The 13765-nt window shown below is 65.9% G+C and carries 7 protein-coding genes and 1 pseudogene; 4 read left to right on the forward strand and 4 right to left on the reverse strand.

The genetic code is table 11. The annotated features are described in order from the left end of the window. The first annotated feature begins 362 nt into the window (after window positions 1–362). Complete coding sequence (locus XarbCFBP7408_RS15550; protein ID WP_104563720.1) at window positions 363–1991, forward strand: GGDEF domain-containing protein; 1629 nt, start codon at window positions 363–365, stop codon at window positions 1989–1991. Between the two features lie 112 nt (window positions 1992–2103). Here XarbCFBP7408_RS15550 and XarbCFBP7408_RS15555 read toward each other — a convergent pair whose 3' ends face one another. Beyond that, window positions 2104–3504 (reverse strand): glycoside hydrolase family 10 protein, encoded by a 1401-nt coding sequence (locus XarbCFBP7408_RS15555; RefSeq protein WP_258072147.1) that lies wholly within the window; start codon window positions 3502–3504, stop codon window positions 2104–2106. A gap of 337 nt (window positions 3505–3841) precedes the next feature. Further along, window positions 3842–4783, reverse strand: a complete 942-nt coding sequence (locus XarbCFBP7408_RS15560) for a DUF808 domain-containing protein (RefSeq protein ID WP_104563722.1) — start codon at window positions 4781–4783, stop codon at window positions 3842–3844. A gap of 240 nt (window positions 4784–5023) precedes the next feature. On the opposite strand from XarbCFBP7408_RS15560, the gene XarbCFBP7408_RS15565 reads away from it, so the two are divergent. Then, window positions 5024–6748, forward strand: coding sequence for an ABC1 kinase family protein (locus XarbCFBP7408_RS15565; protein ID WP_104563723.1), 1725 nt, complete (start codon window positions 5024–5026; stop codon window positions 6746–6748). A gap of 384 nt (window positions 6749–7132) precedes the next feature. Next, window positions 7133–9241 carry a phosphoglycerol transferase I gene (locus XarbCFBP7408_RS15575; protein ID WP_104563725.1) on the forward strand — a complete coding sequence of 703 codons (2109 nt, stop codon included), beginning with the start codon at window positions 7133–7135 and terminating at the stop codon, window positions 9239–9241. Between the two features lie 327 nt (window positions 9242–9568). Here XarbCFBP7408_RS15575 and XarbCFBP7408_RS15580 read toward each other — a convergent pair whose 3' ends face one another. Next, the gene (locus XarbCFBP7408_RS15580) at window positions 9569–11959 is read right to left on the reverse strand and encodes a DUF3772 domain-containing protein (RefSeq protein ID WP_181106902.1); all 2391 of its coding nucleotides are present in this window, start codon (window positions 11957–11959) and stop codon (window positions 9569–9571) included. Window positions 11960–12342: 383 nt separating this feature from the next. Here XarbCFBP7408_RS15580 and XarbCFBP7408_RS15585 point away from each other — a divergent pair, with 383 nt between their 5' ends. Further along, a complete protein-coding gene (locus XarbCFBP7408_RS15585; protein WP_016903259.1) occupies window positions 12343–12684 on the forward strand; it encodes an HPF/RaiA family ribosome-associated protein in 342 nt (113 codons plus the stop codon). A gap of 991 nt (window positions 12685–13675) precedes the next feature. On the opposite strand, the pseudogene XarbCFBP7408_RS15595 reads toward XarbCFBP7408_RS15585, so the two are convergent. Next, a pseudogene (locus XarbCFBP7408_RS15595) lies at window positions 13676–13765 on the reverse strand (IS5-like element ISCARN85 family transposase); the annotation flags it as partial.

A 13765-nucleotide genomic window follows, 5' to 3' on the forward strand; every position in this document is an offset into this window, starting at 1 on the left:
CCTTGAGATGAATCTACACCCCGGGCAAATAAAATATGCGTGAATACGTGCTGACTTTTCTGCGACAGCGACATTCCCTTGCGCATGGTTGCGCATGCCTGCAGGCATAAGCGGCGCATTGCAGTGCGATGACATCCCTGCCGTGGTGCGTAGTTGTTGAAACGCACCGAAAGCGGGCAACGACGGCGGCGCCCGCCATCACCCGCATGACTTGTTCAGTCACGCATGCAGGCCCTCCATCGCCCACTGCCCGGCATCGGGCGCGCATGCCGGAACTGCGCAGACCTGCCCGGATCGCTTAAGCGCGACGCCTGCGCGCCGATAACCAGCGATGGCACCACGACTTTCCGAGATCCCGGCGCATGGCAGACCAGCCTGAACTTCCAAGCCGCCCACGTGGCGGGCTGCGCCGCCTGTTGCCCTGGGGCGGCGCGGACAGCGCGCGCCCGGCCGCGGCCCTGCCCAGCGTGATCGGCAGCGAGCGCGGCGGGCACGGCCTGGCCGCGCATCAGCTGGTGCCGGCCAAGAACAAGTCCGGCGCGCACGACCCGGCGGCGGCCACCGCCCTGCTGATGCGCCTGTTCTCGCATGCGGCGCATCCGGACGCATTGCTGCTGGCCTTCGCCGAAGGCATTGCCAGCCTGCATGGCGAACTCGGCGACATGGGCGTGCGCCTGAGCGCGGCCTATGCGGCCGGCGACTGGCTTGGCTATGGCCGCGCCTTGCGGCAATTGATCGACAAGTACATCCGCACCATCGATACCGGCGACTCGCTGGCTGAAGGGCGCACCGAGGCCGAGCAGCTGCGCGACCTGCTGCGCCATGCGCTGGGCAATGCCCTGGCCACGCTGCTGCAACGCAGCCCGGAGCTGGCCGAAGAAGCGCAGACCCTGGCTTCGGCGCTGCGCCATTGGCGCCCCGGCCATGAGCTGATCACCCTGGAACAGCGGCTGCGCGAGCTGAGCCACCAGATCGGCCTGCGCGCCGAAGATGCCAGCGAACAACAGAATCTGTTGCTCGGCCTGTTCGATCTATTGCTGGAGAACGTCGGCGAACTGCTCGACGATCGCAGCTGGCTGCAGGGGCAGATCTCGGTGGTGCGGCAGCTGATTTCCGGCCCGCTGGATGTCGGCTCGATCGAACAGGCGCGCGGCACCTTGCGCGAGGTCATCTACAAGCAAGGCCTGCTCAAGCAAGGCATCGCCGATTCCAAGACCGCCATGCGCGAGATGATGGTGTCCTTCGTCGACCGGCTCGACGGCATGGCCACCAGCACCGGCGAATACCACGATCGGGTTGCCGGCTATTCGCAGGCGATCGGCGACGCTCGCGGCATTCCGGACCTCAATCGCCTGTTGCAGGAACTGCTGCAGGACACCGCCGGGGTGCAGGCGCAGGCGCTGGCCGCACGCGACGAACTGCTGGCGGCCCGTCGCCAGGTCGAAGACGCCGAGCAACGTATCGCCTCGCTCGAACAGGAACTCAAGGACGTGGCCGGGCTGGTGCGCGAAGACCAGCTCACCGGCGCGCTCAACCGGCGCGGTTTCGAAGAGCTGTTCCAGCGCGAGGCCGCACGCACCCAGCGCGGTGGGCAACCGCTGTGCGTGGCGATGCTGGATCTGGACGATTTCCGCCACCTCAACGAGACCCACGGCCATGCCGGCGGCGACGCCGCGCTGCGGCATACGGTGGACGTGGCCAAGTCGGTGCTACGCACCACCGATGCCATCGCCCGCTTCGGCGGTGAAGAGTTCGTACTGCTGCTGCCGGACTCCACCATCTTCGAGGCAAGCGCGGCGGTGATCCGTCTGCAGCGCGCCCTGGCCCAACGCTCGCTGCTGCACGACGACGTGCGCGTGTTCGTCAGCTTCAGCGGCGGCGTGGCGCTACGCCATCCCGACGAAGCCCAGGACGATGTGATCCGCCGCGCCGACCGCGCCATGTACGACGCCAAGGCGGCCGGCAAGAACCGGGTGATCAGCGCGGATTAGCGGCCACGTGCCCACGGGTGCGTCCCCGCATCGGGCCCGACGCCGGCATGGGACAAGCCGATTCAGCGGCCTCCGTCCGTTCATCGACTGGGCAGGCGCTTGGCCCGTCGCTTCAAGGGTGCTGCCAGCGCAGGGTGAGATAGTCCACCACCTGCTGCGTCTGGGCTGCGGCGAGAAATCCGTGGCGGAACAACATGCAGCCGCCAACCTCAGGCAGCGACGCATTCACGTCCAGCTGGCGAGCGATCTCGGGCACACCGCCGTCCACTATCCAATCCGGCTCCAGTGCGTTGGCAGTGCCGACCTTGTACAACGCCATGCCGATATAGAGTTGCACGCGCCGACCGCGCACGGTGTCCGCCCACCAGCGTGCGATGGTGTCGTAGCGCACAGCCTGGCGTGCCAGCGGCCAGTAGATCTGCGGCACGACGTAGTCCACGAGTTCTTCGCGGACCCAACGGCGGGTATCGGCATAAGCGGTATCGAATGCGGGCGCACCGGCCTGTGTGTCCGAGCCCAACGGATCATCCCGACGATTGCGCCACACCCCGGCCGGGCTGACCCCGAATGCGACGCCTGGCCTGATCGCCCGAATGGTCCTGGCCACCTCGCGCATCAATCGATAGGTGTTGTCGCGGCGCCAATCGCCTTTGTCGGCAAATCCGGCGCCATGGGCGGCATACGTCTGCGCATCGTCGAGGGGAGACTGCGCCGATTCGGTATAGAAGTAGTCATCGAACTGCACTCCATCCACGCGGTAGCAGGCCACCAATTCCGCGACCACGCCACAGATCCAGCGGCGCACGGCCGGAATGCCCGGATCGAGCACCAGCCGATTGGCCGCCACGCCAACCCAGTCGGGGTGACGCAGATACACGCTCTGGGGCGAATCGGTCGACGCAGTGGCAAACGCATCGAGCGTGGCCTGGTCCAGGCCGGTCGAAACACGGTAGGGATTGAGCCAGGCATGCACCTGGATGCCCCGCGCATGTGCATGCCGCAGCAAGAATGCCAGCGGGTCGAAACCCGGGTGCTTGCCTAGAACGCCGGTCATGACCGGCGACCATGGCAGGATGCGCGAGCGGTACAGCGCATCGGCACAGGGCTTGACCTGAAAGACCAATGTATTCAGATGCAGCGCCTGGGCCTGATCGACGATTGCCAGCAGTTCCTGCTGCTGCACCGCGATGCGTTCGGCGGGGTCGACGATCCGTGCGGACGCAGCGCTCGGCCAGTCGAGATTGAACACGCTGGTGATCCAGATGGCGCGCATCTGCGCGCTCGCGGGCGTGGTTGCGCTGGCCGGAACGCCCACGATGGCCGCAGCCATTGCTGCCGAACCCAAACCGAGAAAGCGCCGCCGACCGATTTCCGGGAAGCCGCCGACCGGTGCCGCCTCCAGATGCGCTGCAGGCAGTCCTTGGCGCGCTTGATCCGTCTGCTGCGCAGCAGGCCGCGCCGCAGGCGTGTCGTCGTGTTCTTCAGACGTCTTCTTCACGCATCCCTCCCGCATCGCGCTGCTGCACGCGTGGCCCGGCCTCTATGCCAGCCCCGGCTGCCCTCATGCAGCACATTTCCGATACCACCCACTATGCACACCCTAGCAATGGCGGCCGCCGGAACGCGCGCGCAACATCGGAATCAAGAACCTCGCTTCGTCAGGTACGCAGCCGCTGTGACGCAATGCCCGAAACGGCGGCGCCATCGCGCAGATGGGCGCCCGCGCACGGTCAACCCTCACTGGCGGATCATTGACAGCCACCGTCATCGCCGTTGCGCTCGACCGACGCCAGCTAACGATGTCACACCGGTGCCGAGTCCCCTCCCAACCCGGCGGCCCTGACGCGGCGTCAGTGCGCCGGCTTCTTCCCGCGCAGCTTCTGGAACAGCATTACCGCGCCCAGCACGATCGCACCGGCGATCACGCCGACCAGCATGTTGCCCAGTGCATCGACCAACCAGCCCATGCCGCCGGCCGACTTGGCCAGGTCCTGCACCAGGTGATGCAGTGCCGGGATGTTGTGCACCAGGATGCCGCCGCCGACCAGGAACATCGCCAGCGTGCCGGCCACCGACAGGAACTTCATCAGCCACGGCGCGGCCACCAGGATGCCGCGGCCCAGCGCGGCCAACGCCGCGCCCTTCTTGCTCAGGTACAGGCCCAGGTCGTCCAGCTTGACGATGGCTGCGACCAGGCCGTACACGCCGATGGTCATGGCCAGGGCGATCGCCACCAGCACCGCGACCTGCTGGCCGAACGAGACTCCGGCCACCACGCCCAGCGACAGCACGATGATCTCCGCCGACAGGATGAAGTCGGTGCGGATCGCGCCCTTGACCTTGTCCTTTTCCAGCGCCACCACGTCCACGTTCTGGTCGGCCAGCGCACGGGTGCGCTCGGCATGCCGCTGCGCTTCGTCTTCCTCGTTGCGCAGGAACTTGTGCGCCAGCTTCTCCACCCCCTCGAAGCACAGGTAGGCACCGCCGATCATCATCAACGGCATCACCAGTGGCACGTTGTAGCCGCGCCCGCGCAGCCAGGCCTCCAGGGCGCTGATCGCCAGCGCTGCCGGCACCAGGATCACCTTGTTCATCAGCGAGCCCTTGGCCACCGCCCACACCACCGGCAGCTCGCGGTCGGCGGTGACGCCGGTGACCTGCTGCGCATTGAGCGCCAGGTCGTCGCCGAGGACGCCGGCGGTCTTCTTGGCCGCGACCTTGGTCAGGATGGAAACGTCGTCCAGCAGCGTGGCGATGTCGTCGAGCAGGGTGAACAGGCTGGCACCGGCCATGCGGGCGTCCTTGGTGAGTGGCGGTGGATTCTCGCCGATCCGGCGCCCGTATGGGGTGATGGCAGGCCGTTGCACGCCGTTGCCGACCGTTGGCGCGCGATGCCGATGCCCGCCGGCCGCACCAACCGGCCACGCCCGCCGGCCTCGAGCCGCGCACGACTGCGCCGTTGTCACTTGCCTGGATTCACCGCCTGACGACCCGCCGCTGGCCACACTCGCGCTCTTGCACGACCGCCGGAGATGGCCTTGAGTCCGAACGACCCGTACCGCACACCGGCCCAGGCCGCGATCCCGGCCGACACCGGCGTGGTGGGCGGCATGAGCCGTCGCACGCAGATCCTGCGCCTGTTGCTGCGGTATCGCGGGTCGGGCGTGTTCGCCGGCATGAACCTGGATCCGGCCGCGATCAACGAGTACGAAGTGCCCAGCGAAGGCACGCCCGACCAGTTCGTCTCCGACCTGGAAGCGCTCGGCCCCACCTTCGTCAAGCTCGGCCAGATGCTGTCCACGCGCCCGGACATCGTGCCGCCGGAGTTCGCCACGGCGCTGGAGCGCATGCAGGAGAACACCAGTTCGGTGCCGGTGGAGCGCATCCGCCAGATCATCGAGGAAGAACTCGGCGTGTCGGTCAACAAGGCGTTCTCGTTCTTCGATCCGGTGCCGCTGGGCTGCGCCTCGCTGGCGCAGGTGCACCGCGCCGCCCTGCGCGACGGCACCCCGGTGGCGGTCAAGGTGCAAAAGCCCGAAGTCGCCGCCCAGGTCCGTTCGGACCTGGACGTGCTCAAAAGCTTTGCCACCGCCGCCGACCGCCTGACCGGCATCGGCCGGCGCGTGCGCTTTGCCGACTGGCTGGGCGAATTCGGCAAGACCCTGCGCGCCGAACTCAATTACGAAGACGAGGCCGAGACGCTGGCGCGCTTCGGCAAGCATCTCAAGCCGTTTCCGCTGTTGTGGATCCCGCAACCGGTGTGGGACCTGAGCAGCCGCAAGGTGCTGACCATGCAGCTGGCCGAAGGCGTGCGCGTGGACAAGATCTCCGGCCTGCGCCGCACCGAGCAGCCGATGGACAAGCTGGCCGCAGAACTGGTCAAGGGTTACCTGGACCAGATGTTCGTGCATGGCGAGATCCATGCCGACCCGCATCCGGGCAACCTGCGCGTGCTGCAGGACGGGCGCCTGGCGATCTTCGACCTGGGCATGGTCGCGCACGTGCCGCCGCGCCTGCGCGAGCGTTTGCTCAAGCTGCTGTTCGCCGCCGTCGATGGGCGTGGCGAAGAAGTGGCCGAAGAGACCATCGCACTCAGCACGCGGCTGGAGGATTACGACGAAGACCGCTACCAGCGCGAAACCGGGCAGATGATCGCCCGCTACGCCGCGCACGACACCACCTCCGAGGGCCGTGTGGTACTGGATCTGGTGCGCATCGCCACCGCCAACGGCTTGCGCACGCCGCCGGAGCTGAGCCTGCTCGGCAAGACCTTGTTGAACCTGGAAGGCGTGTGCCGCACGCTGTCGCCGCACCTGGACACGCGCCGCATCGTCGAGCGCCACCTGCAGCATGTGATGCGCGCGCGCCTGAAAAAGTCCCTGTCGGCCGCCAACCTGGCCAGCGAGGCGATGGAACTGCAGCATCTGGTGCGCGAAGGGCCGCGCCGCATGTCCGAGATCCTGTCGCTGGCTGCAGAAAACCGCCTGCAGATGCGCGTCACCGGGCTGGAAGAATCGCACCTGATGGAAAGCCTGCAGAAGATCGCCAACCGCGTGGCGGCCGGCATCGTGACTGCCGCACTGATCATGGCCTCGGCGCAGATGATGCGTATCGAAACCGGCCTGAAGCTGTGGGGCTATCCGGCGATTGCGATGGTGCTGTTCCTGCTCGGCGTCGTGCTGGGCCTGGGCATCGTGCTCAGCGCGCTGCTGTTCGACCGCCGCGTGCGTGCACGCGAAGAACGCGGCCATCGCTAGCGCCACCCACAGACCGCACCCCACCGCGTAGGAGCGCACCCGGGCGCGACGCGGCTTAACCGGCGTCGCCTGCGAAGACCGCCGCGTCCAGCTGTCAACGTGGATCGGGCGATGTGGCGTCGTTGCGACGCCGCCTGTCTGCGCGAAGCGCGCCAAATGCGGAATGCAGAGACCGTAATCACCAGCGAGCGCCACCGCGACCAGCTGATCGCCAGCGCGCACGCTGCGCCGCGCAGCGACTGGCGCTCGACTCCAACAAACATTTCAGTCAGCTTCAGCGCGGCATAGTCCGTCATCCGGGTGTCACATTGGGTGTGGCGCACAGGACATGGCGAGCAAGGCGTCCGGTACGCGCTCGCATCATTCCCCCACGGACGCTGCCGCATGCATTGGATGTTGTTGTTTTCGCTATTGCTCCTGCTTTGGCTGTTGGTCGCCTCGCCGCGTCTGGCGTGGCTGAAGGCCGGACTGCTGTCGTTGCTGCTGCTGTTGCTCAGCGCCTGGGGCCTGGTGGATCGGCTCAGCGGCGACGGCATCAACGCAGCCACGCTGTATCACCTGCGCGCGGACATGGACGGTGCCGGCGTCAGCGATTTCTCCGGCTATATCGCCGTGTTTATCGGCATGGTGCTGCTGTCGCTCAGCCCGTTGGTGTTGCTCCGGGTGCGACGTTTCCGTCGCCCGCGTGGCGGCAATGCGGTATTCGGCGGCTTCGTGGCGATGTTGCTGGTGAGCATCGCGGTCAGCCCCTTGTACCGCGACGGCAAGCGCCTGTACTACCAGCTGCGCCCGGTGGATTACGCCACCGTGGTACCGGAATACCTGGTGCCGCAGCAGCCCTTGCAGAAGCGCAAGAACATCGTGTGGATCTACGGCGAGAGCCTGGAACGCACCTACTTCGACGAAGACGTGTTCCCCGGTCTGCTGCCGAACCTGCGCGCGCTGGCCAGCGAGGCGGTGGACGTGCGCAACCTCACCTCCACCGAGGGCAGCGGCTGGACCATCGCCGGCATGGTCGCCTCGATGTGCGGCGTGCCGCTGACCACCGCGCCCGGCGATGAAAACAGCATGGGCCGCATGGGCCTATTCCTGCCCGAAGCGCGCTGCCTGGGCGACTATCTCAAGGATCAGGGCTACCGCAATCACTATGTCGGCGGCGCCGATGCCAGCTTTGCCGGCAAGGGCAGTTTTCTGTCCAGCCATGGCTTCGATGTGGTGCACGACGTCGGCTACTTCCGCGACAAGGGCGTGGCGCCGAAACACTTTTCCGCCTGGGGCGTGCACGACGATGTGCTGCTGGACGATGCCTGGGACAGCTTCCAGACGCTGTCGCGCGCCGGCCAGCCATTCATGCTCACCACGCTGACCATGGACACCCACCACCCGGCCGGCCATCTGCCGCTGGCGTGCAAGGGCCAGCACTACGACAGCGCGTTGGGCGACATCGGGCTGCTGCATGCGCTCAAGTGCAGCGACCGGCTGATCGGCGAGCTGGTCGCGCGTATTCGCAACAGCCGCTACGGCAAGAACACCATCATCGTGATCGCCTCCGACCACCTGGCGATGCCCAACGATCTCAGCGATGTCCTGGCCAGGCAGAAGCGCGAAAACCTGTTGCTGTTCCTGGGCAAGGACATCGCCCCGCAGCAAGTGGTCACGCGCGCCGGCAGCACGCTGGATTCGGGGGCGACGCTGCTGCAGTTGCTGGAGCCGGGCATGCGCACGCTGGGCTTCGGCCGCTCGCTGCTGGCCAACGATGCGCCCCCCAGCGCCAGCGTTGCGGCCAGCCGCGACAGCGGCAAGGACTATCCGCGCTACCTCGCTTACGCGCGCACGCTGTGGACCGGGCGCAGCACCCGCATGCTGCGCATCAACGGCAATGGCGATGTGGTGGTGGGCGTGCAGCAGGTGCGCCCGCCGGTGCTGCTGGAATACGACGACGACACCAACCTCAAAACCGTCTATCTGGAAAACACCTCGCGCCAGTTCGACCGCACCCACACCGAGGGCACGCTGGCCTATGTGGATCGCTGCACGGCGTTCGAGGACGGCTCGGCCGATGGCGACTGGTGCGCGCTGGTGGTCGACCGCCACCAGAGCATGAAGCTGTACCGCGACCCGGACCTGACCCGCGGCATCGCCGTGGATGCGCCGCTGGAGGCCAGCGAGCAAGGCCCGCGCCCACGCGTGCGCCAGCCGATCATGCTCACCCAGGCCGCGCGCAAGACCGAAGCCGGTCGTTACATGCTGGAGCTGTACGCCAAGCGCCGGCCGACGCGTGCATTCTGGGTGGAGGCGGTCTCGTCGGAGCGCAAGGTGGTGCTGGCCCAGCAATGGGTGGTGCCCGATGCGGCCGGTCGCATCCGCATGCCGGTAGGCCTGGAACATGCGGTGGACGATCTGGAAATCCGCGCCTGGCTGGACTACACCGAAGACGTCAGCGTGGACGACCTGGCCCTGGTGAAGCAGACCCAGGTCGCGGATCGCTCCTGAGTCTGGCTTTCATTGTGGTCCTAGGCCGGGCGATTTGGGTGAGGCAAAGGCAAAAGCGAAGTCAAAGCTCAAGAGCCAACGTCGAAGCATGCGATCTGTGGCCTGGCTGCGGGGCCCTTGCCCGCCCACCCTCGCAGGACACGCCGCAAGTACGTCCCTGTAGGCTCTTACGCGGCATCCATGCCGCGTAAGGTCCCGCGACGGTGAGCGGGCAAGGACCTGTCGGGATGGTCAGTGCGCATGGTGCAGGCAAAGCAAGACGTGCGTTGTTCGATCACTGTGCGTGCGAACAGCATCCTTTACCGCGCACTGCATCCACGCGTTGACTCAATCTTCCGATGCAGGCGTGCCATCGGCCGGATCGCGCGCCACCGCGGCACCTGCACGGCTGAAGCGAATTTCCTGCGGCGATTGCAGTGCAATCCCCGCCGTTTCCATCCGCTGCAACAACGCGAAGAACAGCTCGCTGCGCACCCCGTACGAATCACGCGGGCTGCGCACATAGGCGAACGAATTGAAGTTGACGTGCCCGCCGGCCAGCGAATCGATGAACACCGAGGGAGCCGGATCGGCCAGCACCTTGGTGTGCTCGGCAAACAGGTCCAGCAGCATGTTGCGCACCTTTGCCACGTCGGTTTCCAGCGGCACCGAGAACTGCAGCTGCACCCGCCCCATCGGGTTGGATAGGGTCATGTTGCGCACACTCTTGGTGATCAATTCCGAGTTGGGCACGATCAGGGTGGAGCGGTCGCCGACCTGGATCTCGGTCGCCCGCACGCTGATCTTGCGTACGTCGCCTTCCTGGTCGCCGATACGCACCCAGTCGCCGATCTTCACCGGCCGCTCGGCCAGCAGGATCAGGCCCGACACGAAGTTCTGCGTGATCGCCTGCAGACCGAAACCGATCCCCACCGACAGCGCGCTCAACACCAGCGCAAGCCGCTTCAGATCCAGGCCCAATGCAGTCAGGCCCCATACCACCACGATCAGCCAGCCCAGATAGCGCGCCACCGTGCTGATGGAATTGCGCGCACCGTCATCGAGCTCGGTCTTGGGCAGATAGGTGTTGAGCAACCACTGCTGCACCACGTGCACCAGCCCCATGCCGAGCAGGAACACGCACAGCGCCCTGAACACATCGCCCGGAGTGATCACCAGCTCCTTGCCGATGGGGATGCCGTGGGCGATGTTCTCCGCCCAGTCGGTGACCACGCTGATGTTGGCGCCATACGGGGTCAGCAGTACCGCGATGCCCAGCAGCACCAGCAGCACCCGGGTTGCCGCCGATATCAGCAGCCCGAGCTGCACCAGGCGCCCGCTGCCGATGCTGAGCGCATGCGACAAGGCCCGGCTGAAGCGGCCGTCGGGCTTGAACAGCCAGGTCATCAGATCGTCGGCAAAGACCACCAGCAGGCCGAGCAGGCTGCACACCAGGGTGATCCAGATGATCTGCCGCTCCACGAACAAGGCCAGATTGAGATAGCCGAACAAGGCCGCGATCAGCGCAAAGATCACCGCCAGATGGCCCAGCAGGCGGATCAGCACGATGAAGCCGCCACCGCGCGAGACCACCGGCGGCGGCGCATCGCTGTCCGGATCGGCCACCCCGGCATTTGCCGCATGCGCGCGCAAGGACAGGCTCAGCCCGGCCAACGCCGACAGGATCAACCCCGCGTACAGCAATGCGGCCAGCGCATCGGTGGCGGCGGTCAGTGCGGGGCTGCTGCCGGCCACCTCGTTGATCTTCATCGCCATGCCGCTGAACCAGATCACCGCCGCGGTGGCCAGGCAATGCACGCGCAGGCGGTCGACAGTGGCATCGTCCAGCGGGAACAGGCGCCAGCTGGGCTGATGTTTCATCAACAGGCTGGCACTGAGCGAACCGACGAAGGCAGCCACCACGCTGATGGCGACGAATCCGGTCAGCAACTGGTCCAGATCGTCGGGCAGCTCGCCGAGCGCGCGGATGCCCTCGACCAACACGAATGCCGCACTCCCCAGCGTCAGCGTGCCGACCAGCAGAAACCACAGTGCCAGGCCCGAACGTCGCAGGCGTCCGCCGGGCGCACGCGAGGCCGCATAGCGACGCCCCAGGTGGCGCAGGAAGATGCGCAGCGGCAGCGCCAGCAGCAACGCGATGACGGCAGCGGTCATCAGCCCGCCCACGCCGTTGGCGGCGATGCCGGCCTGCACCATCTGCACCGTCTTGTCGGACAAGGCCTGCAGGCGGGTACGATCGTCGGGCCATTGCTGCCCGATCTGATGCCACAACGTCGGCGACAACGGCGAGGTCACCCGCGTGGAGAGCTTCACGCTGAAGCGTTGCACGCGCTCGCGTTCGAGCCGGTCGGCCAGTTCCTTGGCATTGGAGACCAGCAGCGTGGCCCGGATGAACTCGGCATTGAGCTGATCGCGCTCCTTGGTCAGCGCCCTGCGCTGTTTTGCCAGGTCGGCCGGTTCGTTCTGCGCCGCGACACCGAGCCCCCCCAATCGCCCGTTGAGCTCCTTGAGCGGTTGCTCCAGCGTGCGCACCAGATCCTGCGCCTGCCGCTGCGTGCCGGTGACGTCATCGGTCAGCTTGCCGAGCTGCTCGGTATCGGCCTTCTCCATGCCTGCGTCGGCCTGGGTCAGCACCTTCTGCATGCTGTCGAGCTGCGTCCGCGCGTTCTCCAGCAGCGTGTCGTCGTCCTGCGCCACGGCGGCGCCCACGCACACCATCCACAACGCGACCAGCAACAGCACACGCTGCAACACGCCGCGACGGGCACCCAGGGCAACTCGGAATTCGGACACAGGCAGAGATCGGACAGGCGCACACCAGCGCGGTGCCGGCATCTTAATCCACTGCTTCCGGCCAGGCCGATCGACGCTGCCGTGCGGGTTCAGCCTGGCAGAGGTCGCCAAGGGGCGGCGGCGGCGCGATCGGGGTTCTTTCGCGACTGCAGCGGTAGCGTCGCCGGCCGTGGTGGATGCGCCTTGCGGCCATCCCAACCCGAGCATGAACGCGGTGCCGCTTGTCACCTTGCGGCAACGGTGCGCTGTCGCAGAATCGAGTCACCGCTACGGCAGACGCAGCGGATGACCGCGAAGGAGAACACTCTATGCAGATTCAGATCCAGACCGACAAGCACGTGCCGCATGACCCCTCAGTCGTGCAGCATGTCGAGAAGACCTGCTCCGCCCAGCTGGCGCATTTCGCCAACGACATCACCCGCGTCGAAGTGCATTTGCGCGATGAAAACGGCCAGCGCGGCGGCGCAGCGGATCGAACCTGCAGCATCGAGGCGCACGTCGCCGGCCTGCCGCCGATCGCAGCCACCAATAGCGCCGAAACCACCGCCTCGGCCGTCACCGGCGCCGCACGCAAGCTGCGCACCGCCATCGAACATGCACGTGGCAAGCAGCACGCCAAGGCCACCGCCCCGCCGCCGGAAATGCTCTGATCGCATCGTCGCAGGGGGCGCCAGGCGCCTCCTGCCGACCGGCGTATCCATGGCAGCGCAGTGTAACGACGCATCGTTACGCAGGCTTGCGCCACCCCTGATGCAGAAACGTCGTTGGCCCGCTGCAGAGTCACCGCAGCGGGTCATCGGACTTGATCCGGTGCGTCCGGAGGGATCCCGGCAATCGACAGCACCTAGCTGTTGCCCACCTTGCCCACCTTCTGCACTGTCTCGCAGCAATGCCCTAGCTCGCCGCAACCGGCACCAGTCGCTTCGCCGCCTTCCAGAGTTGCTTGTCGATGAACCCAGGAGCGATCCGACGCATCCATGCGAGTTGACTGGACTGACCAGGCCGGATTTCCAGCGCGCCGGCCTTCAGCGACGCAAAGGATTGCTTGACCAGTTCATCCAGTGGTGAGCGAGTTGGCGCCGCCCTCGGCAAGTCCCTGGTCAGTTCGGTCTGCCGTTGTTCATCAGCACTCGAGGCTAGGGAACTCCGTCTTCATGCGTGCGGAGAGCGCAGCGATCTGGGCAGGATCGGCGACATCGCTCTGGAAGGTGTGAAGCTTCGGATACATTGCCTTCACTTGATCGAGCACTGCCTGACGCCATCTGCGTATGCCCAGCAGCTGACCAACACCGATATCATCAACCCCGGACTCTAAACCCGGCCGCTACTCAGGATGGGGGGACGTCGGATCAACTCAACCTTGCTTTTCATCATTACGTGTATTCCAAGCTGGCAATTCAATGCGGAACGCTGGACGCAAAGCGGGGAGTTTCTCCGCTTCGTCTTAGTAATATGTGTTCAAAATAAATTTGATTAGATTAAATCTCCCAATGAACTCAGATTCCTCTTTGCGTTGCTGAGTCTGCTCGTCCGTAATATTTGCTACCGGTCTGTCGTCTCCGACAGCTGCGCCCATGTCGGGGTGACATATCGCGCCAATGTAGAAAGACGAAGCACAGACGACAGGTCGACTAGGTCCTGTTAACACATCCGAAGCCCATCAACGACCAGGACGAAGTTGAGGAATCCAAGGAACATGACGTCCAACTTCTCGAAGCGCGTGAAAATCCG

The organism is Xanthomonas arboricola pv. guizotiae, assembly GCF_002940205.1.
GTDB classification, from domain to species: Bacteria; Pseudomonadota; Gammaproteobacteria; order Xanthomonadales; family Xanthomonadaceae; genus Xanthomonas; species Xanthomonas arboricola_C.